Annotated in this window: 19 protein-coding genes and 1 pseudogene; 6 read left to right on the top strand and 14 right to left on the bottom strand. The window is 64.4% G+C overall.

From position 1 onward, the window contains the following. Nucleotides 1–28 precede the first annotated feature (28 nt). Nucleotides 29–940 (top strand): LysR family transcriptional regulator, encoded by a 912-nt coding sequence (locus FXB38_RS22930; protein ID WP_148753234.1) that lies wholly within the window; start codon nucleotides 29–31, stop codon nucleotides 938–940. 168 nt (nucleotides 941–1,108) lie between these two features. Here FXB38_RS22930 and iaaH read toward each other — a convergent pair whose 3' ends face one another. Together iaaH and FXB38_RS22945 are read right to left on the bottom strand one after the other, a co-directional pair. After that, a complete protein-coding gene (gene iaaH, locus FXB38_RS22940) occupies nucleotides 1,109–2,533 on the bottom strand; it encodes an indoleacetamide hydrolase (RefSeq protein WP_148753236.1) in 1,425 nt (474 codons plus the stop codon). Between the two features lie 76 nt (nucleotides 2,534–2,609). After that, on the bottom strand, nucleotides 2,610–6,059 hold the full coding sequence (locus tag FXB38_RS22945; RefSeq protein WP_148753237.1) for an indolepyruvate ferredoxin oxidoreductase family protein: 3,450 nt from the start codon (nucleotides 6,057–6,059) through the stop codon (nucleotides 2,610–2,612). Nucleotides 6,060–6,213: 154 nt separating this feature from the next. Between FXB38_RS22945 and FXB38_RS22950 the strand changes: the two genes are divergently transcribed. Beyond that, on the top strand, nucleotides 6,214–6,669 hold the full coding sequence (locus tag FXB38_RS22950) for an Lrp/AsnC family transcriptional regulator (protein WP_148753238.1): 456 nt from the start codon (nucleotides 6,214–6,216) through the stop codon (nucleotides 6,667–6,669). 9 nt (nucleotides 6,670–6,678) lie between these two features. Here FXB38_RS22950 and FXB38_RS22955 read toward each other — a convergent pair whose 3' ends face one another. From FXB38_RS22955 to FXB38_RS22965, 3 genes are all read right to left on the bottom strand, one after another. Further along, a complete protein-coding gene (locus tag FXB38_RS22955; RefSeq protein WP_148753239.1) occupies nucleotides 6,679–7,518 on the bottom strand; it encodes an MFS transporter in 840 nt (279 codons plus the stop codon). Between the two features lie 89 nt (nucleotides 7,519–7,607). Then, nucleotides 7,608–8,135, bottom strand: a complete 528-nt coding sequence (locus FXB38_RS22960) for a hypothetical protein (protein ID WP_246230052.1) — start codon at nucleotides 8,133–8,135, stop codon at nucleotides 7,608–7,610. Nucleotides 8,136–8,175: 40 nt separating this feature from the next. After that, entirely contained in the window at nucleotides 8,176–8,574 is a 399-nt protein-coding gene (locus FXB38_RS22965; protein ID WP_246230054.1) for a hypothetical protein, read from the bottom strand. 130 nt (nucleotides 8,575–8,704) lie between these two features. On the opposite strand from FXB38_RS22965, the gene FXB38_RS22970 reads away from it, so the two are divergent. After that, nucleotides 8,705–9,625: a LysR family transcriptional regulator gene (locus tag FXB38_RS22970; protein ID WP_148753240.1), complete on the top strand. Its 921-nt coding sequence runs from the start codon at nucleotides 8,705–8,707 to the stop codon at nucleotides 9,623–9,625. 51 nt (nucleotides 9,626–9,676) lie between these two features. Here the strand turns inward: FXB38_RS22970 and FXB38_RS45070 are convergent. The 3 genes and pseudogenes from FXB38_RS45070 to FXB38_RS43940 all read right to left on the bottom strand — a co-directional run. Beyond that, nucleotides 9,677–9,769 (bottom strand): annotated as a pseudogene (locus tag FXB38_RS45070) (Rv2993c-like domain-containing protein); the annotation flags it as partial. A gap of 15 nt (nucleotides 9,770–9,784) precedes the next feature. After that, nucleotides 9,785–11,152: an LLM class flavin-dependent oxidoreductase gene (locus FXB38_RS22980; protein ID WP_148753241.1), complete on the bottom strand. Its 1,368-nt coding sequence runs from the start codon at nucleotides 11,150–11,152 to the stop codon at nucleotides 9,785–9,787. 21 nt (nucleotides 11,153–11,173) lie between these two features. After that, the gene (locus tag FXB38_RS43940; protein WP_246230056.1) at nucleotides 11,174–11,344 is read right to left on the bottom strand and encodes a hypothetical protein; all 171 of its coding nucleotides are present in this window, start codon (nucleotides 11,342–11,344) and stop codon (nucleotides 11,174–11,176) included. 295 nt (nucleotides 11,345–11,639) lie between these two features. Here FXB38_RS43940 and FXB38_RS22990 point away from each other — a divergent pair, with 295 nt between their 5' ends. Beyond that, entirely contained in the window at nucleotides 11,640–15,206 is a 3,567-nt protein-coding gene (locus FXB38_RS22990; RefSeq protein ID WP_187435073.1) for a bifunctional diguanylate cyclase/phosphodiesterase, read from the top strand. Here the strand turns inward: FXB38_RS22990 and FXB38_RS22995 are convergent. From FXB38_RS22995 to FXB38_RS23015, 5 genes are all read right to left on the bottom strand, one after another. Next, complete coding sequence (locus FXB38_RS22995; protein WP_148753243.1) at nucleotides 15,180–15,521, bottom strand: hypothetical protein; 342 nt, start codon at nucleotides 15,519–15,521, stop codon at nucleotides 15,180–15,182. The genes FXB38_RS22990 and FXB38_RS22995 overlap by 27 nt on opposite strands. Nucleotides 15,522–15,725: 204 nt before the next feature. Then, nucleotides 15,726–16,718, bottom strand: a complete 993-nt coding sequence (gene galE, locus FXB38_RS23000) for a UDP-glucose 4-epimerase GalE (protein ID WP_148753244.1) — start codon at nucleotides 16,716–16,718, stop codon at nucleotides 15,726–15,728. 14 nt (nucleotides 16,719–16,732) lie between these two features. After that, nucleotides 16,733–17,539, bottom strand: coding sequence for a WecB/TagA/CpsF family glycosyltransferase (locus tag FXB38_RS23005; RefSeq protein WP_148753245.1), 807 nt, complete (start codon nucleotides 17,537–17,539; stop codon nucleotides 16,733–16,735). Next, nucleotides 17,532–19,826 (bottom strand): GumC family protein, encoded by a 2,295-nt coding sequence (locus FXB38_RS23010; protein WP_148753246.1) that lies wholly within the window; start codon nucleotides 19,824–19,826, stop codon nucleotides 17,532–17,534. The genes FXB38_RS23005 and FXB38_RS23010 overlap by 8 nt, the downstream gene beginning before the upstream one ends. 297 nt (nucleotides 19,827–20,123) lie before the next feature. After that, entirely contained in the window at nucleotides 20,124–20,924 is an 801-nt protein-coding gene (locus tag FXB38_RS23015; protein ID WP_148753247.1) for a class I SAM-dependent methyltransferase, read from the bottom strand. A 391-nt stretch (nucleotides 20,925–21,315) separates the two neighbouring features. On the opposite strand from FXB38_RS23015, the gene FXB38_RS23020 reads away from it, so the two are divergent. After that, nucleotides 21,316–22,344 (top strand): glycosyltransferase family 2 protein, encoded by a 1,029-nt coding sequence (locus FXB38_RS23020; protein ID WP_148753248.1) that lies wholly within the window; start codon nucleotides 21,316–21,318, stop codon nucleotides 22,342–22,344. An 18-nt stretch (nucleotides 22,345–22,362) separates the two neighbouring features. On the opposite strand, the gene FXB38_RS23025 is transcribed toward FXB38_RS23020, so the two are convergent. Then, complete coding sequence (locus tag FXB38_RS23025) at nucleotides 22,363–23,259, bottom strand: glycosyltransferase (RefSeq protein ID WP_246230060.1); 897 nt, start codon at nucleotides 23,257–23,259, stop codon at nucleotides 22,363–22,365. Nucleotides 23,260–23,559: 300 nt separating this feature from the next. On the opposite strand from FXB38_RS23025, the gene FXB38_RS23030 reads away from it, so the two are divergent. After that, nucleotides 23,560–24,627 carry a glycosyltransferase gene (locus FXB38_RS23030; RefSeq protein ID WP_148753250.1) on the top strand — a complete coding sequence of 356 codons (1,068 nt, stop codon included), beginning with the start codon at nucleotides 23,560–23,562 and terminating at the stop codon, nucleotides 24,625–24,627. Nucleotides 24,628–24,655 lie beyond the last annotated feature (28 nt).

Here is a 24,655-nt window from a genome sequence, read left to right on the forward strand (position 1 = left end):
ACTCATACTGCATAATCCGAGGCGCCCCATGGACCGGCTGACTAGCCTGACCGCTTTCGTCCGGGTCGTTGATACCGGCGGGTTCTCCGCCGCCGCCCGCAAGCTCAATATGTCCACGACGATGGTCAGCAACCACATCCAGGCGCTCGAGGAGCGGCTCGGCGCGCGCCTGCTCAATCGCACCACCCGCAAAGTCAGCGTCACGGAAATCGGCAAGGCCTATTACGACCGCTGCGTCCAGATTCTGTCCGACATCGAGCAGGCCGACGACATCGCCGGCGCGTTGCAGTCGGTGCCGCGGGGCACGCTGCGGATTCATTCCGCTACGCACATGGTGCCTTTCGTGGCGGGCGTGGTGGCAAAGCTGCTGTCGACCTATCCGGACGTGAAGGTCGATCTGCGCATGGGCGAAGCCAATGTCGACCTCATCGAGGAGGGATATGACGTTGCGCTGCGCATGACCCCGCCGCCGGATTCAAGCCTGATCGTCCGCAGCCTCGCCACCTGGCGTCACGTGCTGTGCTGCTCGCACGATTATCTCGAAAAGCACGGCCGGCTGCAGCAACTCGCCGAGCTCACCGGCCACAATTGCGGCCGTCACCTCAACTATCCCTTCGGCGACGAGTGGCGCTTCTTCGATCGCAGGGGTGCGCCGGCATCGGTGCGCATCTCGGGTAGCCTTGTCACCAACAGCGGTGAAGCGCTGCGACGGATGGTGATCGAGGGCGCCGGCATCGGCCTGCTCGCAGGATTCCTGGTGAGCGACGATCTCGATGCCGGCCGACTGGTGCGCCTGCTGCCGGAATACCGGCCGGTCGAGATGTCGATGAACGCGGTTTATCCGCATCGCCATCACCTGTCGGCCAAGGTCAGGACCTTCATTGACATGCTCGTGCATCACAGCGCCGAGCAGCAGAAGCTGATCAATCCGTATTCTTAGCTGGCGCGGTGGGCAAAGGCGCCCTTGCGCCGTGCCCACCACCTTTCGTCATTGCGAGCGAAGCGAAGCAATCCAGAATCTTTCCGCAGTAAGACTCTGGATTGCTTCGTCGCAAGCGCTCCTCGCAATGACGAGGGTCTTTGGTCTAGGCAAGAAGCTACGATCGCGTCAACGCGGCGCGGGAAGCCGCCCAAACACGGCATCGAGCGCGATGCCGATGGCGAGCAGCCGTTTGTCGCTGCCCGCGGGGCCGTCGAGCTCCAGTCCGATCGGCAGTTTGCTGGTCTCGCCAAGCGCAATCGGAATCTGGATCCCGGGAATGCCGGCATTGCTGCCGGGATCGGTGTTTTGGATGAACAGGCCGAAATTCTCGAGACTGCTGGATTCCGGATTCGAAGCGATCGCAACCCTGGGTGTGGTCGGGAACGCGATCGCATCGATCCCATTGCTTGCAAAGGTCTGCTGGTAGAGCGCCTGAAGCGCCGGCCTCGCGACATTGATGGCTTCGACGTAAAGCGGCTTTGCATCGACAAGGCTGCCGTCGGGCGCCGGCAATTTGCGCGGCAGCACCAACCCTTCATAGGTGCCCTTGACGTCGGGGCTCGCGATCCTCGCGACCATGGCCTCGATGGTCACGCCTGTGCCGGTGCGGTTGAGATAGGCAACCATGTCGTCATAGGCCTCGTAGAGCGCGACCGGAAATCCGACCCGGCCGTTGAGCTGGGTCAGCTCAGGCATCTCGATGTCGACCACGGTCACGCCTTGCGCTTTCAATCGGGCGAGCGCGGCCTGAAAGGCGGTTTCAGTATCCCCGTCGAGGTTCGCCAGCATGCTCTTCACGAGGCCGATACGGACCCGCCGCAGATCGGCCGGCCGAACGATATCACCGCCCGCGATAACGCTGTCTAGCAGCGCAACGTCTGCCATCGTCGCCGCCATCGGCCCTGCGGTATCGCGGGTATGCGAGATCGGCGCGATGCCGGCTTGCGGATAGCGTCCGACGGTCGGCCGCAGCGAGGCGCAGCCATTCAGTGCGCCGGGGACGCGCACCGATCCGCCGGTGTCGGTGCCGAGCCCGCCTGCAACGATCCGGGCGCCGATCGCGGCGCCCGTTCCGGACGAAGAACCACCGGCAATCAAGGCACGATCATAGGCGTTACGCACGCCGAACTCCGCGCCGGTCTTGAATGCGGTGTTGTAGCCGGAGATACCGAACGCAAGCTCGTGCATGCTGGTTTTGCCGATGATGACCGCGCCGGCGGCGCGCAGCTTTGCGACCACGGGTGCATCGGCCTTCGGAACGTAATCCTTCAGCGCAGGCGTGCCGGCGCTACAGGGCAGTCCTGCGACCTCGATATTGTCCTTGATCACGATGGGGACGCCGCCGAGCGGCCTGCTCCCGGCGCCCGCACCTTGCGTATCGAACGCGACGGCAGCCTTCAGGGCGCCTTCTTCGTCCAGGGTGACGAAGGCGTTGAGGTCGGCATTGGCCTTGGCGCGGGCGAGCGCCTCGGAGGTGAGCGCGTGGCTCGTGCTTTTTCCGGCGGCGAGCTCGGCCACGGCCTGGATCAGGGTCAACTGGTCGAAATCCATGATGCGTCACCTGATTGCAGGGGCGCCAACAGGGCACCCACTTAGGCCTGGAGGCTGAAGCCTTGCCGGAGCCACGTCAACCGTAAGCGTGCATCTTTGGCGACGCTGAATTTGCCAAATCCGTGAGCAGCGTTTCGGTCTCGGATCGCACCTTGTGGATCGCGGCATCTTTCACCGGGCCGTAGCCGCGGATCTCCATCGGGGCCTTCGCGATGGTGATGAGATCGGGGAGATGCGCCGCTTCGAGCCCGTCGAGCATCCGTTCGATCAAGCCTTCATACCAGACGATCAGCTCCCGCTCGGCGCGCCGTTCTGCCGTGTAGCCGAATGGATCGAACCGCGTTCCGCGCAATCCCTTCAGCCGCGCCAGCATGGCGAGCGGCATCTGAATCCACTGACCGAAGGCGCGCTTGCGCGGCCGATCGCGGGCGTCGTGCCTGGATGGCAGGAACGGTGGGGCGAGATGATACTGGACGCTGAAGCCATCCTCGAACTCGCGCTTCAATTCGTCGAGAAAGCCGGTCTGCATGTGCAGGCGCGCGACCTCGTATTCGTCCTTGTAGGCCATCAGCTTGAAGAGTGCGCGGGCGACGGCCTCGGTCAGGGCCTCGCTGTTCAGCGCGGCTTCGGCAGCACGAACTTTTGCGACGCGTGCACGATAGCGCGCCGCATAAGCCCCATCCTGATAGGCGGTGAGGAAATCGCCCCGGCGAGCAATGAGCTGGTCGAGCGTCTCTGCTTTTGGCGTCTCGTTCGCCTCCGGCAATAGGCCCGGATCAGCAGCGGCGATCCTGCCCCAGGCAAAAGCTTGCTTGTTGCGTTCGACCGCGACGCCATTGAGCTCGATCGCGCGCAGCAGCGCCGAGAGAGAAACCGGCACCAGTCCACGCTGCCAGGCAAAGCCCAGCATGATGATATTGGCATAGACGGCGTCTCCGAGCAGCCGCTCGGCCAGGGCATTGACGTTGATGCTGTCGAGATTGTCGTTGCCGATGACACGGCCGATCGCGCTCAGGCGGGCAGGGGAAGCGAGATCGGCGTCGCGGAAGCGGACGACGTCGCCGGTCGGCATCTCCGCGGTGTTGATGGTCGCGCGCGTGCCGCGGCGATAGGTGCCGGACGCCTTCGGCGAGGAGCTGACGACGAGGTCGCAACCGATCAGCGCATCGGCCGCGCCCTGGTCGATGCGGACCTGGTGCAGCGCCTCGGGACTTGAAGCGAGGCGGATGTAGCTCAGCACCGGGCCAAATTTCTGCGCAAAGCCGGTAAAATCCAGCACCGAGACGCCGCGTCGTTCCAGATGCGCGGCCGTCCCGATCAGCGCGCCGATCGTGATCACGCCGGTGCCGCCGACGCCGGTCACGAGCAGATCGTAGGGACGGTCGAGCGTGGCGGGGGCGGGGAGGGGGAGCGTGGCTGCGCGACCGATTGCATCGAACTGGGTCGCGCTCTTCTTCCGGCGCGTCGCGCCTTCGACGGTGACAAAGCTCGGGCAAAAGCCGTTGAGGCAGGAGAAATCCTTGTTGCACGCCGACAGATTGATCTGGCGCTTGCGGCCGAAGGGCGTCTCCTTCGGCTCGACGCTGAGGCAGTTGGACTCGACCGAGCAGTCGCCGCAGCCCTCGCAGACGAGATCGTTGACGTAGGCAAAGCGCTTGGGATCGGCCATCTGGCCGCGCTTGCGCCGGCGCCGCTTCTCGGTTGCGCAGGTTTGCTGGTAGATCAGCACCGATACGCCGGAGATGTCGCGCAGCTCGCGCTGCACGGCGTCCATCTCCTCGCGTGGATGAATGGTGACGCCGCCGGGCAGATCCGCGGACAGGAATTGCGCGGGATCGTCCGACACCACCGCGATGCGGGCCACGCCTTCGGCGCGGACGCTGTGCGCGATGGCATGCACGCTGATGGGACCGTCGACCGGCTGGCCGCCGGTCATGGCCACCGCATCGTTGAACAGGATCTTGTAGGTGATGTTGGCCTTGGCGGCGATCGCCTGCCGGATCGCCATCGAGCCGGAGTGATAATAAGTGCCTTCGCCGAGATTCTGGAAGACGTGCTTGTGGCCGGTGAAGCGAGACGAGGCGGCCCAGTTCACGCCTTCGCCGCCCATCTGGATCAGCGAGGAGGTCTCGCGGTCCATCCAGCTCGCCATGAAATGGCAGCCGATGCCGGCCAGCGCCTTCGATCCCTCGGGCACCTTTGTCGAGGTGTTGTGCGGGCACCCGGAGCAGAAATAGGGCGTACGCGTCGCGCCTGCGACGTTGATCGTGCGCTCGGCTTCCGGCAGCAGTGCGGCTGCACGCGCCGCAAGATTGAGGCCCGGAAAAATCGGATCGAGCCGGCGAGCGAGCACGGACGCCAAGGCGCGCGGCGACAATTCGCCGATCCAGGAGATCAGCCGCGCGCCGGTTTCGTCGTGCTTGCCGACCATGCGCTCGGGTTTTGCGCCGGGATAGTCGTAAAAATATTCCTTGAACTGGCTCTCGATGATGCCGCGCTTCTCCTCGACCACGAGGATCTCGCGCTTGCCCTTCACGAAATCCATGGCGTCGTGCAGTGCCAGCGGCCAGACCATGCCGACCTTGTAGATGTCGATGCCGATGCTGCGGCAGGCGGCTTCATCGAGGCCCATCAGCCGCAGGGCTTCCATCAGATCGAGATGCGCCTTGCCTGTGGTGACGATGCCGTAGGTGGCGTTTGGAATGTCGTAGATATGTCGATCGATCGGATTGGCTTTGGCGAAGGCGTAGACCGCGTGCTTTTTCGCTTCCAGCCGCTCCTCGATCTGCGGGCCCGGCAGATCGGGCCAGCGATAGTGCAGTCCGCCTGGTGGTGGCGTGAAGTCGGGCGTGCGGAACATGCGCGGTGGGCGCAGCGCGACGGATGCGCCAGACTCGACGATCTCCGAGATCGCCTTGAAGCCGACCCACATGCCGGAGAAGCGGCTCAGCGCGTAGCCATATTCGCCGAACTCCAGATATTCGCTGACGCTTGCGGGATGCAGCGTCGGCATGAACCAGCTCATGAAGGCGACGTCGGACTGGTGCGGCATCGAGGATGACACGCAGCCATGGTCGTCGCCGGCAACCACCAGCACGCCGCCATGCGGCGACGAGCCGTAGGCATTGCCGTGCTTGAGCGCATCGCCGGAGCGATCGACGCCGGGGCCCTTGCCGTACCAGAGCCCGAACACGCCATCGACTTCGCGGTCGGCTTGGGTTTCGACCTGCTGCGAGCCGAGCACCGCGGTTGCCGCGAGGTCCTCGTTCACGGCGGGGAGGAATTCGATGTGGTTGCGCTTGAGGCGCTCCTGGATGCGCCACAGCTCGAGATCGATGCCGCCGAGCGGTGAGCCGCGATAGCCGGAGATGAAGCCGGCGGTATTGAGCCCCGCGGCGCGGTCGCGCCTGATCTGGTCGAGCGCGATGCGGACGATGGCTTGCGTGCCCGTGAGGAAGGCGCGGCCGTCCTCGCGGTCGTAGCGGTCTGAGAGCTCGTAGCTGTCGAGTGACGGAATGGCGTCCATGGCGGGCCTCGCGCGGCATCCTGCCGAATAGGCCAAGGTTAGGCTTGGGGCGTTGGTAGGTCTTACCTATTCATCCCCGCGGTGCGCGTTAATTCGGTAGAATTTTGCAATGAAAGCGAGAATCTGGTAGATTTAATCGTTTTTTGAGGTACCGATGATCGAAGATCAGGACACGCGGATTCTCGCCCACCTCCAGAAGGACGGCCGCGCCACCAACCAGCAGCTCGCTGACGAGGTCGGCATGTCAACCTCGGCCTGCTGGCGCCGGGTGCGTGCACTCGAGGACAGCGGAGTTATTCGTGGCTATGCGGCACTGGTTGCGCGCGAGCAGGCAGGGTTCGCAATGTCCGCCATCCTCCACGTCTCGCTGGAGCGGCACGACGCTAAATTCGTCGACGAGTTCGTGTCCCGCGTCACCGGCCGCCGTGAGGTGTTGGAGTGTTTTGCGACGACGGGCGACGCCGACTATCATCTGCGCGTCGTCGTGCAGGACATGGCGGCCTACAACCGCTTCCTCGATGAGTTCATGTTCCGCATTCCCGGCATCCGCTACGTCCGCAGCAATGTGGTGCTGAAGGAAATCAAGACCAGCGTGGCGCTGCCGTTTTGAGACCGCGGCTTACACCGTCTCCGCCCGGCTGCGCCGGATCAGTTGGCGCAGCGACAGCGCGTGCAATAGGATCGAGCTTGGCACGACGAAGGCGGGGGTCAGCACGTTCGGAAAGGTGTCCAGGGCCATGCTCGGGCCGTATGGAACGATCAGCTGGAACGGGCCGGGCGACATGATCATTCCCAGGGTGATCGCGACGGCGAGATCTGCGAGGCCGAAGATGTTCCAAAGGATAGCCCCTTTCCGCCCCGCAGCCGTTCCAGCTGCGAGCGCAAGGGCCGCCGGCACGGCGAAGAGACCGGTCAGCACATCGCCAATTCCTGCCGGGAGCGCCCATAGGCCTGGCTGCATCCCACTCAGCCAGTAGACGAGCCATTGGGTGCCAAAAATGCGGTAAAGCTGAAGGGCAATGAGCCAGGTCGGCGGCATCGCATCAAGCAGCTGCCCCACTCGTTTTGACCACAGCAGCACCGGAGCACCGAAGATCACCGGCAGCAGGATCGCCACTGGCAGCAGCGGCAAGGGAGAGGTGCCCGTGCGAAATGCGCCGTTGATGGCTGCCGTCCAGGCGACGGCAGCCCAGAGCGTGAAAGGCACCATGAAGACCAGCCAGGTTGCTTGGCGTTGCCTTGCTGTCAAGTCGGTGCCTTCGAGGCCGAGCCACAAGCCAACCGCTATGAGCCCATGAGCCATCAGCCGAACGCCCAGCGCAGGAAAGCCGCTCTCCGCAAGTGCGGGTAGCGAGTAGATCAACCAGGTCCACAGCATCGCGAATGAAACGGTCCATATCAGGCTGAGCCGGACGGGACGCGGGACGATCACAGCAACGGAAACAGCATCGGTGTTCATTGGCATTCCTTCGGGAGAGGAGATCCCGGTCGCGGACAGACGCAAGGCATCTCGGACGGCATGTCGCGGATTGCGATCCGCTCGCGGTGTCACGGTGTCTGTTCTTCCGGTCCGGACCTCAACAGAATCATGAAGACCAGAACGTGGCTGACCAGCAGCAGAGGCACATAAAGGGCCGGGATATAAATGCCGGCGCCGAAGAGGCCGGGATTCTGGATCTTCGTCGCGCCCATGTAGTACGCATTCAGAAGATCCAGCGTGCCCCAGACGTTGAATATCCAGACCATCGGAACGGCGATGGACCATCGCCAGGAGAGCGCCGCCATTGAAACAAGCGCGAGAGTGGCGGCGATGAGGTCTCCCCATCCGACTTCGCTGGCGAAATCCGGGCTCAACTCCGAAGACACGAACCCGGCAACCAGGAAGTTCCCCAAGAACCTGAACGCATGGAAAGCCGCGAGAAGTCTCAAGGCGTCGTGACGCGGCATCGTGCGGACCACCGGCCAAACATAGACGATGGCCACCACCGAGCTTGCCAGGAAGGCGCCGGCGACGCTGAGGACGAACGGAAGGTTGAAGCTCGGTGGCACGTTCGGGTGTCCTTGATTGTCCGACATGTCGGGTGGGGTTCGAATCCGGTTCTGCGCCGGCGGGTGCTCAGGGTTTGGTCATGAGCAGGCGGAGTGGCATGAGCGGACCGACCGCGATGTATTCGTGGTCGATGAGATCCTGCTTGGCGAGCGGCAGGCCATCCATGATCGCGTGCCCTTCGGCGACATCCTTGACATCCAGCAGGAAGACGGTTCCGCGCCCATCGGACCGCGAATACCATTCGCGAACTTTTCCGTTGAGATAGAGCTGCACGGTCTGCCTGATTTCATCGGGCATGACGGCCATGACCTGTTCGCGTGTGACGCCGGCCTTGACGGTCAGGATGACCATGACCCCGGAGGTCGGCGGCGTGGCTTGTGCTTGGGCAAGGGATGGATCGGCCATGGAAATAGCGCCTGTCAGTGTGAGGGTGAGTGCCAGGATGACGTTGCGGATTGCCTTCATCGGTTTTCTCCGATCACGGCGGTCGCCGCGATGTCGCAGGTGTCGGGCGCGTGCAACGGTGCGGCCCATTTGCAATTCGGATGTAAGGCCGCTTTCCGCGCGCGACTATTCGCGATAATGTTGACGGGCTATGAAGCAGAACTTCACAGTCAGGCACGGCGCGCTCGACGGCGTGGAGGCGTTTCTGAGTGTCGCCCAGCATCGCAGTTTCCGCCGGGCGGCCGCTGAACTCGGGGTAACGCCATCGGCCATCAGTCAGGCGATACGAGCGCTAGAGGCGCGCGTCGGCGCAGCGCTGTTCATCCGCACGACCCGCAGCGTCGGGCTGACCGAAGCCGGCGAGAGATTCCTTGCGCGCGCAAGACCGGCCTTCGAGGAACTGATCGCGGCAAGCGGGGCGGCCCGTGAGCTCGGACAGCGGCCGGCCGGTCTCCTGCGTCTCACCGTACCGCGCTCGGTCGTGCCGATCCTGCTCGAGCCGGTGGTCGCGTCGTTCTGCCGGGCGTTTCCCGAGATTGAGGTGGAGCTTGCCGCAAGCGAAGAACTGGTCGACCTCGCAGCCGGAGGTTTTGATGCCGGCATCAGGATGGGGCAGTTCATTACACCTGACATGGTTGCGGTGCGGCTGACGAAGCCGCTACCCCTCATCATCGTCGGCAGCCCGGTTTACCTTGCCCACCGCGGCCGGCCCGAGCGCCCGGACGATCTGCGCGAGCACGCCTGCTTGAGACTGCGACGATCGAACGGTGCGCTCGCATCATGGTCGCTCAACGATAACGGCCGTTCGATCGAGATTGCCGTTTCGGGACCTTTCATCGCCTATGACTTTCCCACGATGCTCGGGGCCGCCGTCGAAGGTGTGGGTCTTGCGCAAGTGCCCGCACCACTGGCCGCCGGCGCCATGGCGAGCGGAAAGCTCGTCCATGTGCTGGAGCAATTCGCGCCGATGACACCGGGTGTGTTCCTGTACTATCCCGGCCACCGACAAATCATGCCGAAGCTGCGGGCCTTTATCGACCATGTGAAGGGCCGCTCAGGCGCCATAAGCTGATCTACCGCTCCTCCCGCACAAACCGATTGCGCAGCGTGCCAATGCCGAGCGTGTGCGCGACGTCCACTGCCATTCACTGAGCGGATCGCCTTCGACCAGGCCCCAGGAGGTTTTGCCGGAGGCGGTGAACTTCAGCCACCGCATGTCTTGTCCTCGTTGTTATTCCGCGGCGTCGCGCGGCTGTACTTTCCAGGCGCCGGCAGCCGGCCGCTTCAGCCCGAGATTGTCCCGCAGTGTCTTGCCGCGATATTCCTTCTGGAACAGCCCGCGCCGCTGCAATTCCGGCACGATATGCCGCACGAAGTCCGCGTAGGAACCGGGCACGTAGGTCGCGGCGATGACAAAGCCGTCGCAACCGCGCTCGACGAACATCTCTTCGAGCTTGTCCGCGATCTCCCTGGGGCCGCCGACCATGGCATCGTGCACTTGGCCGCGGCCGGAGAAGGTGACGAAGTCGTGCGCGCTCGGATTGCTCTTGCCGGAATTCTTCAGCACGCCGTCGCGGATGCCCAGGATGCCCTGCATGCTCTTCAAGTCGTCCGTCGTCAAAGGTTCGTCGAGATCCTTGGAGGCGAAGTCGTAATTGAGCGCTTCGGCGAGCAGCGACAGCGCGTCGATCTCCAGCGGCAGCTTGTTGATCAGCGCCATCTTGTCCTCGGCTTCCGCCTTGGTCGCGGCGCAGACCGGCGTCGTCAGATTGCAAAGTCGCATCTGGTCGGGATCGCGGCCGGCTTTCGCGGCCTCGTTGCGCACGGCGACATAGCCTTCCTTGGCGCCGGCGAGATTGCGCGCGGCGGTGAAAATTACCTCGCCCCAACGGCCGGCAAAGCGCTGGCCGCGGCCGGATGCGCCGGCCTGGATGATGACGGGATGGCCCTGGTCCGAGCGCGGCACGGTGAACGGCCCGCGCGATTTGTAGGCTGGCCCCTTGTGATCGAGCCGCTTCACCTTGCTCGGATCGGCGAAGCGGCCGCTCGTTTTGTCCATGATGAGCGCGCCGTCTTCCCATGTGTCCCAATGGCCGAGCACGACCTCCATGAATTCGTCGGCCTTGTCGTAGCGGGAATCGTGTTCGGGATGGGAGTCGCGCCCCATGTTGAGCGCCTCGCCGTCGTTCAGCGACGTCACGACGTTCCAGCCTGCGCGCCCGCCCGACATCAGATCGAGCGTCGCGAAGCGGCGGGCGACGTCGAAGGGCTCGTAGTATGTGGTCGAGCAGGTCGCGCCCAGCCCGAGCTTGTCGGTGACCAGGCCCATCGTGGTCAGCACGATCAGCGGATCCATCTTCACGCAACGGATGCCGTATTCGACGGTGTGGGCGTGGTCGTTACCGTAGCGGTCCGGCATCGCCAGCCGATCATCGAAGAACGCCATGTGGAGTTTGCCGGATTCGAGGATTCTGGCGATCTCCTGGTAATAATCCGCCGACATCGAATCTGAGCGCGAGTCCGGATGCCGCCACGAGCTTGGCAGGTTCGTGCAGTTCTGCGCCTGAAGGAAGCCGACCAGGACCATCTGCCGATTCATGCTGCTGTTCTCCGGATGGGGTCAGGCGAGATCAAGGACGGTGTCGAGCCTGTATTCGCGCGCCAGCGCGCGCAGCTTCTTGGCGTTGACGCAGCCGACGGCAACAGCGTCGGCTTCTTCCTCGGAGGCTCCAGCGGCGCGGAGCAGCGCAGCGCTGACGCGCGCGAGGCGATCGGCCTTGACGATGGGCATGGCGTTCCCTCGGCTTGGTGCCCTTAACGGGCTGCTTGTTGGGAGCCATCGTCTCAAAGCGGGGCTCCGATATCAATCTCCCGTAAACCAATACAGGGCTGCAAATTCGTGAAGAGAGCGCGGCTTTGGTCGTCAATTCCTGCCGCGCGGCGGTATTCCCGACAGTTTCGTGGCGGTCATTCGCAGCTCGTTCACTTTGATCGGCGGTTTCCCGTGCGCAATAACGACCACTTAGCCGATCCCCGTTCATAAAGCACCCGGGAGAAATCGGCAGAAATGCCCGGGAGTTAAGATCGTGCAGACGACCCTCGCGCGCACCTTTGCAGCGTTGAGTGCCATCAACGAAGCGATCCTCTACGCGAAATCGCCGGACGAGCTGCACCAGAAGGTCTGCGACGCCGGGTTCGCGAGTGGAGACTTCATGGCTGTTGCCGTGTTCCTAGTGGAGCCGGATGGCCAGCGCTTGCGCTTTGCGGCCGGCTGCGGCGACGACGTGGCGCGGCTGCGCGCAATCGAGATCACCACGGAAGCCGGCACCCCCGAAGGCATGGGCGTCGGTGGCGAAGCGTTTCGCAGCCAGAAGCTCTGCATCAGCAACGACTATCTGAATGACCCGCGCTCGCTGGCGTGGCGCGAGGGGGCGGCCAAGGCGCATATCGGCGCGGCCGCGGCCCTGCCGCTGCTGTGCAACGGCAAGAGCGTCGGCGTCCTGTTCGTGACCCGCAGCGAGGCCGGCTCGCTGACCGAGCAAATGGTGTCGCTGTTCGAGCGCATGTCGGCCAACATTTCCTATGCGCTGGAGAATTTCACGCGCGAGACCGCGCGGCAGACCAGCGAGCGGGCGACACGACGTCTCAACCGAATGTTCGGCGCGCTCAGCGCGACCAACGAAGCCATTCTGCGTGCGAAAAACGAGCAAGAGCTGTACCAGCTTGTGTGCGATGCCTCCGTGCACGGCGGCAAGTCGCTGGTGACATTCGTCTTGCTGAAGGAGCGGGGCTCGCATTGGCTCAAGCCTGTCGCCGGTACCGGTGAGAACGTGGAGATCGTCGCCCAGACGAGCTATTCGGTCGATCCCGAGAACCCCTATGGCCGTGGTATTTCCGGCGAGGTGTTTCGGACCCAGAAGCCCATCGTCGAGCGCGATCTCGCGCGTCGCACCAGGGGTACGCCGTGGGAGCAGGCCAACGTCAACACTGGCGTCGCCGCCTGTGTCGCGGCCCCCCTGATCAAGCACGGCCAAAGCATTGGCGTGATCCTGGCCTTCCTCAGCCAGTCCTGGGCCAAGGACGAGGAAATCGTCGGGCTGATGCTGCGCATCGCCGAGAACGTCTGCTTTGCCATCGACAATTTCGACCGCGAGGCTGAGAAGGCACGGATCGCCGAGGAAGAGGAGCGCCTGGCGCGCATGTATGCGGCGCTGAGCGCGACCAATGAGGCGATCCTGCGCGCACACTCGCGGGCCGAGCTGTTCGACCTCGTTTGCGAAGCAACAGCGAAGGGCGCGAAGTTTACTTCCGCCGCCATCGCGCTGGTCGATCATCAAGCCGAGCTGCTCCGCGTTACCGCCTGCTACGGGCCAAACGCGGATACGGTCCGCAACTTCAAATTCTCCACCTCCGACCAGGTGCCCGAAGGGCGCGGGTTGACCGGAACAGCCTTCCGCACGCGCCAGCCCTGCATCAGCAACGACGTGCTGTCCGACGACCGGATCACGCCTTGGGTAGCCAACGCCCGCAGCAACGGTATCGGATCCTCCGCGGCGCTGCCGCTGCTGAACGGCGATCGTGTCGAAGGCGTATTTCTCTTCAACTCGCCGGAGTGCGGCACGTTCACGCCGGAATTCGTCGAGCTGCTGCAACGGCTCCAGGCCAATGTCGCCTTCGCGCTCGACAATTTCGACCGGGCCGAGGAGCGGTCGCGGACCGAGGAGCAGAAGGAGCGCCTGACGCGCATGTTCGCGGCGCTGAGCGCCACCAACGAAGCGATCGTGCGCGCCAAGTCACGCACCGAGCTGTTTGAGCTCGTGTGTCAGGCCGCGTCCACCGGCGGCAAGTTCACCTCGACGACCATTGCGCTCGCCAAGGCCGACAACGACCAGCTCGAGATCGTCGCGGCCGCGGGGCCGTCGGCCGAGACCACGCGGAACGTTCGTCTCTCCATCGATGCCGACCGGCCCGAAGGCCGCGGCATGAGCGGCACCGCGTTCCGCACCCGGCAGCCCTGTGTCAGCAACGACTATGTCAATGATAGCCGTGTGAGCGCCTTCCATGGCGTGCTGCAGGGCGATGGCGCGCGCTCTGGCGCGGCGTTCCCGCTGATCACGCACGACAAGCCGGTCGGCGTCATGATCTACATGTCGACCGAGCAGGATACCTTCACATCCGAGTTCGTCGAGCTGTTGCAGCGTCTCGCCGACAACGTCTCCTTCGCGATCGAGAATTTCGATCGCGCCGACGAGAAGAACGAGGCGGACGAGCGCATCGAATATCTGGCGTCGCATGACAGTCTGACCGATCTGCCGAACCGCGAGACCTTCAACGGGCTGCTGCGCGAGGCGATCGACGCGGCGCAGCGCCACGATCACCGCTTCGCGGTGCTGTTCATCGATCTCGACCGCTTCAAGGTCATCAACGATTCGCTGGGTCATGAGGCTGGCGATTTGCTCCTGCTCGAGGTGGCGAACCGCTTGCGCGGCGCGCTGCGGGAAAGCGACGTGGTGGCTCGCCTCGGCGGCGACGAGTTCGTGGTGATCCTCGACCAGTGCGGCGAGATCGACGACGTCCAGCGCATCGCCACCGGGCTGTTGACGGCGCTCGCCGAGCCCATGGAGCTCGCCGGCCACGAGTGCCACACCACCGCCTCGATCGGCATCGCGATGTATCCGGCCAACGGCGCCGACGCGCAGACGCTGACCAAGAACGCCGACATGGCGATGTATCTCGCCAAGGAAGACGGCAAGAACGGCTATCGCTTCTTCTCCAAGGAAGTGAAGACGCAGTCGATCGAACGGCTATCGCTCGAAAGCGCGCTGCGCCGGGCGCTGGAGCGCGAGCAGTTCTCGCTGAATTATCAGCCCAAGGTCGACATGGAGACCGGACAGATCACCGGCGTGGAAGCGCTGTTGCGCTGGAGCCATCCCGATCTCGGCAATATCTCGCCGGCGCAATTCATTCCGCTTGCGGAAGAGACCGGTCTGATCGTGCCGATCGGCCGCTGGGTGGTGAAGGAGGCCTGCGCGCAGGCGATGGCCTGGCAGCGCCGCGGCCTGCTGCCGGTGTCGATGGCGGTCAATCTGTCACCGCGGCAGTTCGTCGACGAGCATCTGTTGCAGGACGTCGACGAGGCGCTGGCGGCCTCCGGCATGTCGCCGGTGCTGCTCCAGCTCGAGGTCACCGAGAGCATGATGATGCGCAACGTCGGACGCGCGCTGAAGGTGCTCGACGCCATCCAGAGCCGCGGCATCCGGCTTGCCATCGACGATTTCGGCACCGGCTATTCGTCGATGTCGCTGATGAAGCATTTTCCGATCGACACCATCAAGATCGACCGCTCCTTCGTGCGCGACCTGCCGCAGGATTCGGAAGACCAGGCGATCGCGCAGGCGATCATCAGCATGGGCAAGGCGCTCGGCATGACAGTGGTTGCCGAGGGCGTCGAGAACGCCGAGCAGGAGGCCTTCCTGCGGACCCATGGCTGCGACGAGATGCAGGGTTTTCTGATCTCCAAGCCGGTGCCGGCGCGGCAGATGGCCGAGCTGCTGCGGCCGATGGAGGCGCTCGTCGCGCCGCCGCTCCAACCGGAGGCGGATCCGACTGCGGACGAATCCGCGGCACTACGGCTGAAACGCGCTGTCGTCTGACGGCTGCGGGTGCAGCTCGCGGATGTCCGCTTCCTTCACTTTCGCTTTGCGCGGAAAATTATCCGGCCAGGACGGCGAGGTTTGCTCGGCGAACAGCTCGAAAATGGCATGTGCGCCTTCGGCGAAGCTCGAGCCGTCGCCGAGGCCCAGCTCGCAACACCACGCGTGTCGCATCGGCTCGTGCGCGTCGAGCACGGCCATCGCGGGTCCCCACCACCAAGCCGGTGCCGGCGAGCGTTCGTCCTCCGGCACGGCGTGCCAGAGGACGAGCTCGCCCATCACGCGCTCGAATTGCAGGCTTGCGGCCTGATGCATTCGTGCTCCTTGGACCGCGCCAGATAGCGGGCCGATGCGCGGACTCGATTGTCGCCTTCGCTGTGAAAAATCGGCTCGCGCTGTCGGTCGAGCCACGTGCGCCGCTTCCATTGGCGGCCATGCGGCGGCCGGCTTGGTCGCCGCCGCTGACTGTAACAATCTCTTTAGCCGCTCGGAGTTCCGGTCGGCAAGATAATACGACGCCTAGCGCGATTTGAGCGGATGCGCCTTCTGGTGCCAGGCCCAGGCGGTGCGGATCACGGTCGGCAGGTCGGAATGGCGCGGCACGAAGTCCAGCACTTTTCGGGCGGCCGAAGGGTCGGCGACCAGATAGGTGGGATCGCCGGCGCGGCGCGGCTTGACGGTGTGCGGCACCTCGCGCCCGGTTTCCTGCCTGATAGCAGTGAGGATCTCGCGCACGGAGAAGCCCGCGCCGGTGCCGAGATTGAAGCTGCCGCCGGTATGTCCCGTTTCCAGCAGCTTCAAAGCCGCGACATGCGCAGCAGCGAGATCAGTGACGTGGATATAGTCACGGATCGCAGTGCCGTCGGGTGTGTCATAGTCGCCGCCGAACACGGCGAACTCGACATGACCCTGCAGCGCCATCATGGCGCGCGGAATGAGATGCGTCTCGTTGTCACGCAATTCGCCGATGCCGCCGGCCGGATCGGCGCCGCTGGCATTGAAATAGCGCAGGCAGAACGCGCCGAAGCCGTAGGCCGCGCGATAATCGGCGAGCATGCGCTCGATCATCCACTTCGAAGCACCGTAAGGATTGATCGGCGCGCAGGGAAAATCCTCCGGCAGCGCCTTGGAATCGGCGTTGCCATAGACCGCGCCGCTCGAGGAGAACACGATGCGGTGGCAGCCGGCGTTGCGCATCGCCTGGAGTAGCGACAGCGTGCCCTGGACGTTGTTGATGTAATATTTCTGCGGGTCGGTCATGGATTCGCCGACAAGGCTCGCCGCCGCGAAATGCATCACCGCCGTCGCCTTATGGTCGGCAAAGGCGCGCGCCAGCGTCGCGCCGTCGAGCAGATCGCCCGTCACCAGCTCCCCGGCCACGAAGCTGCGATGACCCGTTGTGAGATTGTCATAGACGACGGGCCGATAGCCGGCAGCGGAAAGGGCACGGCAGGCATGCGAGCCGATATAGCCCGCGCCTCCTGTGACGAGGACAGTCGGCTGGTCATTCATGTCGTTCTACCTTCTCAGCGATTGAACGGCCGATTGCGGCTGAAGAGAAGATAGATCGCGCGGGGGTTGGTGGTCAAATAGCGCCAGAACAGGCGGCGCGGCTCGAGCCAGGTGCGCCAAGCCCATTCGAGTCCGATCCGCTGCATCCATTGCGGTGCGCGCGAGCGGCTGCCCGACAGGAAATTGAACAGGCCGCCTGACGTCTTGATAACGCCGACATTGGTCAGCAGCGGCGTGTATTTCTCGACGAAGGCCTGTTCAGAAGGTACGCCGAGCGCGACCCACAGGCAATCCGGCGCGAGGGCGTTGATCTCCTCGACCTTGGCCCGCAGTGCGTCGCCATCGAGATAGCCGTGACTGTGCCCGACGATCTTGAGCTTCGGATACATGTTCTGGACCCGTCTGACCGCCGCAGCGTTCTCTTCCTCGCTGGCGCCGAGCATGTAGAAGGTGCGGCCGGCAACCTCAGCCTTGCGCGCGACGATATGGAACAGGTCCGTGGTGGCAACGCGCTCCGGCAGCGGAAACCAGGACTGCAGCTTTGACGCCGCCACCAGCGGCTGGCCGTCGGCATTGATCAGATCGGCGGCGCGGAACAGGCGTTCGGTCTGCGGCTCGGTCGAGCAGCGCGCCAGCACCTCGCCATTGGCCGACGTCATATACAACGGGCGGCCAATGCGATGACGCGGATCCGTCGCCTCGATCATGAAATCGGCGGTGGCTTCCAGGTCGAGTGCGGCCATGCGAAGGCCGCCGACGGTGATCCGTGGCACCTCGGCAGTCGCGGCCCGGCCGTCCAGATTGACGCGGCGCTCAAGCATATTGTTTGCCTCGCTGGCGCGTTTGGGTCGCGGGGGCGAGCTCGTCGAGCACCACGCCGACGAGCTTGCGCTGGGCACTGCCGAGTGCGGCCAGAATCTCTTCCATGCTGTCATTGATGTCGAGGCTGGTCGGCAGCACCGCCACCAGCGCATCGGCGCTATCGAGCAGCTTGCGGCCGGCGGCAGAAAGCGGCATCGCGGGGCCGTCGAGAATGACGACGTCATAACCGCCGGCCGAGCGCGCCTGCGCGATCGCCTTGCGGATGGCATCAGCGGCCTTGCCGGCATCGCTCTCGGCCGCCGGCAACACCGAGATGCCGTTGACGGTCTTGATCTCGCGCGCAGTTTTGGCTCCGATCGAGAGCCAGCCAAGCTTGCTCGGCTCGCTCTTGCCGGGACGATTGACCTTGCTCGAGAGCCTGTGCGCCTGATGGTCCGCGTCGATCATCAGCACGCGGCTGCCGTCGCGCGCGGCTGCGAGCGCGAAATTCAGTGCGGCCACACTGCGCCCGGTGGTGTCGCCGGCGCCGACCAGCGCCATCACCGGCATGGTTTTGCCGCCGGCTCGACGAGCCATCGCCGCCCGCATATCGCGCAAGGCGTTGAGCAGCGTCGTCAGCGGAAATCCGGGGCGCAGCGTCGGCCAGCCGACGCGGGTCAGATCGACGCCACCGCCGGTGGCGAGAATGGCGCCGAGCGTGCGGATCACGTCGGCTTCCTGAAGGCGGGCGATCAGTGGTTTCTCGACCAGCGCGAGCGCAGGTGGAGGCGCGGCCGCTTCGGGCTGAGGTCTCGTAAGATCCTGCGCGGGCGTGCGCTCGCGGCGGCTCGGTTCGGGCGCGGTCGCGCCGTTGAACAGATGCTCGGCCGCGACGAACCAGGAGGCGGCGGCAAGTGCGCCGAAGATGAAGCCGATCATGGCGAACAGGCTCATCGCCGGCGGGAACGAGCGCCGTTGCGGCACCGTGGCCTCGCCGATAACCCGGGCCGCGGAGGTGTTCAGGGTCTCCTGCTCCTCGGTCTCGCGCGAGCGCTTGAGGAAGGATTGATAGACGTCGCGGCTGGCTTCGGCCTCGCGCTCGAGCTCGCGCAGGCGCACGGCGGCCTGGCTGAGCTGCACGCTCTGCCGCTTCTGCACCTCCAGCGCCCGGTTGAGCGACGCCTCATAGTCGCGGGCACGGGTCAGATCGTTCTTGGCCGATTGCGCAAAGCGCTCGATCTCCTCGCTGATGGTGCGCTTGAGATCCTCGACCTGCTTTTCGGTCTGGCGCAGTGCCGGGTGGCGCGGGCCGAGCTCGGCGGTCTGCTCCGCATATTTCTTGCGGGCGTCGGCATATTGCGCGCGCAGGTTCGCGATCGTCGGCGATTGCAGCGCTTCGGGAATGGCGCCGGCATCCGCGGCGGTCCGCTTGTTTGCCTCGATCTGGTCCAGCCGTGCCTGCGCGTCCATCGTCGCCGCGCGAGCCGCGGAGAGCCGCTGGTTGCTGGAGGAGAGCTGCTGATCAGATATCAGCGCGTCCTGGGTGCCGACAAAATTGTTTTGCGCCTTGTAGGTGGCAAGTGCTGTTTCGGCGTTGCGCAGCCGTTCGCGCAGCTCCTTCAGCCGGCCGGACAGTTCGCTGGTCGCGCGCCGCGCCGCCAGGGCCTGCGAGTTGCGGGACTCTGTCAGATAGACGTTGGTCAAGGTGTTGGCGAGCATCGCCGCTTTGGCGGGGTCGGTCGACCAGACCTCGATATCGACGATGAAGCTCTTTTCGGTCTTGCGGATGGTGATGTGCTTGTTCAGCGCGTCGAGGGCGGCGAGTTGCACGTCCTTGATGTCCGCAGCGGAGGGAGCACGGGGCTGGAGACCGATCAGGCCGAGCAGTGACGACATCGGGCTATTGCCATCACCACCGCTGCCGAATTCGGGATCCTTGTCGAGATTGGCTTGCTGGATCACTCGCAGCAATACGCTGTTGGACGTGATCAGGCGTGCCTGGCTTTCGATCACCATCGACATGCCGGAGAGATCTTGCGCGCGCGGCGTGAGCTCGCGATCGACGAGCTGGAGCTCGCGAGGATCGACGTAAAGCTGGGCGGTCGCGGTGTAGCGGGGCGTCAGGCTCTTGCCGACGGTGACGGCGAGGCACGCGCCGATCAGCGCGGCAGAAGCAATCGCAATCTTGCGCCGCCATAGCAGGCGGACGAGCTCCAGCACGTTGAAGCTGGCCTCGGATGTCCGCTGCGGGGCCTCCGACATGGTCGGATGTCTGGCCCGGTCGATCGGCTGGTTATAGTCAAGCATAATCCCCAGCTTTCATTCCAACGCCCGCGCGCTGAGGGGTTACTCTTCGCTTTACGCCTCGCACCGGGGAAATAGGTGCGCAATCAACGCAACAGGGAAAATTAACCATACTCATTGAGGGACTATTCACCGAAATGGCAAACAAAGCGTTTAAGCGCAGGTCGCCATTTGCCGCGTCGTCGTGACGCCCCGGCGGCAGCGCTCCCTCAGTGATTAACGGTTCGTTACCGTGCGTACCTCGCGGCGCGCGCGCGTGCGGCTTCGCAGCGTGACAGCCGGCCAGCGCGCGCATGACCGTCAGCGCTTTCGCAGGATGACGTGATAGTCGCCGCGGCGGACGTCGGTGCCGCGAGGAAGCACGGCGTTCATCATCGCGGCGCCGGCGTCGACGAGGGCGGCGAACAGCGGCTTGCGCTGGCGCATCTCGGGATAGCGCGGGCTCTCGACCTCGCGGCGGTAGATCATCTCCAGGCCATGGTCCACGGCGAACGCTTCGAGTTTCGACAGCGTCACCAGCGGGTGGAAGAAGGTCGGGAACGGCGCCTCGCCGGGCAGGCCGGCGGTCCTGATGCCGCGGATAGTGCGGTAGAACCAGACATGAAACCAGTGCGGCGAATATTTGGTGACGACGCCGGACAGCGAGCGTGGATTGGGCGCCCCGATCAGGATCATGCCGCCGCGCTTGAGCGCATCGCGGAAGTTTAGGAGCGCCGCCTCGACGTCGGGCAAGTGCTCGATCACGTTGTAGCAGATCACGACGTCGAACGTTTCCGGGCCGAAACGATAGGTCTGGACGTCGCCGAGGATCGCCTCGTCGGCGTAGGTGTTGTTGCGGACCTGGTCTTCGTCGATATCGACGACGATCACACGGCTGCGGCCGAGCACGTCCATGGGCAGGAAGCTCGAGGAGCCGCCGCCGGCCTCGTAGATTGCAAGCCGGCCCTGCGGCAGCTCGCGGCGCAGCACCTCGTGAACGCCGAGCAGGCTGTCGCGGGCTTCGCCGGCGACGAGGTCGAGCAGAGCCTGGGTGTGCGCGGGACTTGTGAGGTTTTGGGCACTGGTAGGCGTCGCGAGATCGATCGTGGCTGACTTGTTCATGTTTTTCTGACCGCGCTTGTTCGACTCAAATTTACAGGAAAAATATCTCGTGCCCGAAGAGCAAATCTGATGCCGCAGGCCTTCACCGGTCGCGGTGCTTACGGCCGGGTTAATCCGGCCATGCGTTAACTACGGCATTGTCCATGTTACGCTGTTGGCGGGTGATGGACTGCAAATTGCAGTACCACGCGCGCAGGAATTCGCAGGGAAAACACGCGAAAGCGGTTAAGCGCATGATAGGACGCGTCATAGCGGGCACACTAGCGTCGCGGTGCAGCTTGAGCGCTGCAGCAGGCCGTTCATCTTGGGACGTATCTGTCCCGCCCGGCCGTATCGCCTTGGGACTATGGACGCAGGGCTTTTTCAACATATCTCGGTCATCTAGAACGCCATGACGCTGATCCCGATCGATTTGTCCGCCAGCCGGATCTCGGATGCCGTGCGCGATCCCAACCGGGAGATCGCCGCGAGCTCGCGCGTCATCGATCTCTCGGTCGGCATCGTCGTCTGCATTCCCTGCTTCCGTCGCCCCGACCATCTGCGGCTGACGCTGGACTCGCTCGTCAACCAGCGCACCCCGCGCGCCTTTGCGGTGGTCATGGTCGAGAACGACGCGGCCGGGCGCGCGAGCGCGCCGGTGGCCGCGGAGTATCTCACTTCGGGCAAGCTCCAGGGCATCTGCCTGGTCGAGAAGCGGCAGGGCAATTGCCAGGCGATCAACGCCGCGTTCGAGACGGCGCAGGCGCTGTTTCCGGCTGCGACCCGCTTCCTGATGATCGATGATGACGAGATCGCTTCGCCCGACTGGCTCGAGCTGATGGTTCGCACTGCGGAGGCGACCGGTGCCGACGTGGTCGGCGGTCCGGTGCTTCCGGTGTTCGACGACCACAGCCGGCCCTGGCTCGCTCGCCATCCCGCCTTCTGTCCCGCTTACGACTACACCGGTGCGGTGCCGCTGATCTACGGCTGCGGCAACTGCCTGATCACCCGCGCGGCGTTCGAGCGGCTCGGCAGCCCTGCCTTCGATCTACAATTCAATTTCCTTGGCGGCGGAGACTGCGACTTCTTCTATCGCGGCCGCAATGCCGGCATGAATTTCCATTGGACCGCGGAGGCCGTCATCACCGAGACCGTGCCGCAAGACCGCACCAGCCTCGGTTGGATTGCCAGGCGCGGCCTGCGCATCGGCGCGATCAACTATCGTGTGCAGATCAAGGCTGCGCCAGGCGCGGCGGCGCGGGCGCGGGTGTTTGCGCGGATGCTCGGGCGGTTGCCGCTGTCGCTGGTCCGCTCGGCTCGCCTGCTGACGTCATCGAAAGCCGTCGTCGCGATGCACCCCGTATTGGTGGCCGTCGGTTCTGCGCTCGCGGCTTTTGGTTTTGATCCGAAGCCCTACAAGGCCTCGACGACCGTCTCCTGACGTGTTCGCGCCGGGGCGTCAGATTCCAAAATAAGACAGAGCGATCCTGATCGCGGACCGCGGCATCGCCTTGAGCGAGCGCCGGCCGACCATGCCGAGATAACCGAGCGCTTCGCGATATCTCCCGAAGCGGACGGCTTGCGTCGCCGCATAGGTCACGAGGTGGATTTCCGCTGCCTGCCGCAAACGGGGCGCAGTGCCGGCCGGCAGCTTGCCGAGGATCAACTCATCGTCGAACACGCGCGCGACCGCTGGAAAGAAGTCTTGCGGCGTCCGCACCGCCGCGTTCATCGTGTTGGCCGTGTGCAGGCGATAATCGAGCAAGAGTTCTGGCACGTAGGCGAAGTCACCGAGTGCGGCGAGGCGGCACCAGCAATGCCAGTCCTCGCAGTAGCGGAGCGAGACGTCGAAGCCGCCGGTGGCGCGGAAGGCGTCGGCGCGAACGAGCATGATGCCGCCGTTGACGATGAAATTGCCGCCGGCGAGCGGCTCCAGCACGTTGCCGGACGGCTTGCGGCGTCCCTTCAGGAGGCCGCGGCGGCCGATCGTCTGTCCCGCGCTGTCGATCGTGTTGTAGTCGCCATAGACCAGCATCGCGCGGGGCGCAGCCTTCGCCGCCGTCAGCAGCGTCGTCACGGCATTGGGCCGCAGCCGATCATCGGCATCGAGGAACATCAACCAGTCCCCGCGCGCGCTTCGTGCGCCGAGATTTCGCGCAGCCGATACGCCGCTGGCGTCGTTCATCATCAGACATAGCCGCGGATCGCGGATGGCATGGACGATCGCCACAGTATCATCGGTCGAGCCGTCATCGACGACGATCACCTCGGAGACATCGGCCTGCGCCAGCGCGCTTGCGATGGTCTCGCCGATATAGGCCGCGGCATTCTTCGCAGGGACGATCACGGAAACCACAGGCGACGTTGCGCGCGCATCCGCGGCCGCGGCGGCCGGTGCATCGAGCGTGGCGTCGGTGAGGGTCAAGCGATGGCTCGTCGTGTTTAAGAATCTGTTAACCAGGCCGTCGGCAATCGCGGTCTGAGCTGGCGCGGATGATACCCGCATAACGATCAAATCGTTGCTGCGAAGGCCGTCTCGTCGTCGGTTTCGTAGATTAGCGTTAAACCTGCTGCGTTAAGTCTGTCGCTGCATTTTCAGAGGTGCGACAGCGGGTCTCATGCGAGAATGCAGGCCCGATTGCCGCGGATGGATCCAGTGCCCGCAAAGACATTCGACTACGATCCGGACGACATGATCCTCAACCTGTTCTACGAGGATAAGGACGATCGCTGGGTTCCCGGCGACCGGCATCTGCGGCGCATGGCACGCAAGATGTTGTTCGGCGAGCCGCGCATGAGCGGACAGCTGCGCGTGTTCCTCAATCTCTGCGCCGGGCTCGACCGGCTCGGCATCCGCTATCGTGTCAACGACTACGGCTACATCGGGCAGCATCCCGAGGAAGTCGCCTGCATCATCGGCCGCACCTTCCTGCTCGACAAGTTTGCGTGGAAGAACCCGATCCTGCTTGGCGTTGCCGCCCACAATCATCCGCTCGACGATCCCGATCTGTTCAAGCGCCTTCCGGTCAAGAAGGTCGTGGTGCCCGGCGACTGGTATGCCGACATGTACCGGCCTTATTGGCCGGAGACCGAAGCCTGGCCGGTTGGCATCGACACCGATCTGTGGGCGCCGTCGCGCCCGCGCGACAAGACCGTCGACGTTCTCCTCTATGACAAGGTCAGCTGGGATCGTGACCGCTACGTGCCGGAGCTGGTCGAGCCGGTTCGCGCGCGGCTGATCAAGGAAGGCCGCTCGTTCACCGAGCTGCGTTACGGCGGCTACAACGAGGAAGACTATCAGGCCGCGCTGGCGCGTTCGCGCGCGATGATCTTCTTGTGCCAGAACGAGAGCCAGGGCATCGCCTATCAGCAGGCGCTGTCCTGCGGCGTGCCGGTGTTTGCCTGGGATCCCGGCGGCCCCTGGCCCGATCCCGATTATTATCCGCACCGCGTCCAGTTCGAGCCGGTGTCGTCGGTGCCCTATTGGGACGATCGCTGCGGTCTCAAATTCGTCGACCGCGCCGGCTTCGAGGACCGCTGGACCGATTTCTGGGCCGGCTGCACCTCGGGCAAATTCGATCCGCGCGGCTACATCATGGACAACCTGACGCTGGAGGAGCGCGCGCTGCAATATTACGAGATCGCGCGCAGCGTCGCGCGGCAGCAGCGGGTCGCCGCCACCTCCGGCATGCTGGTTGACGGATGGTTAACGGGGATGGGCTAGACCTCTGAGGTCCCCCATCCTCCCACCC

Source organism: Bradyrhizobium cytisi (assembly GCF_008123515.1).
GTDB classification, from domain to species: Bacteria; Pseudomonadota; Alphaproteobacteria; order Rhizobiales; family Xanthobacteraceae; genus Bradyrhizobium; species Bradyrhizobium cytisi.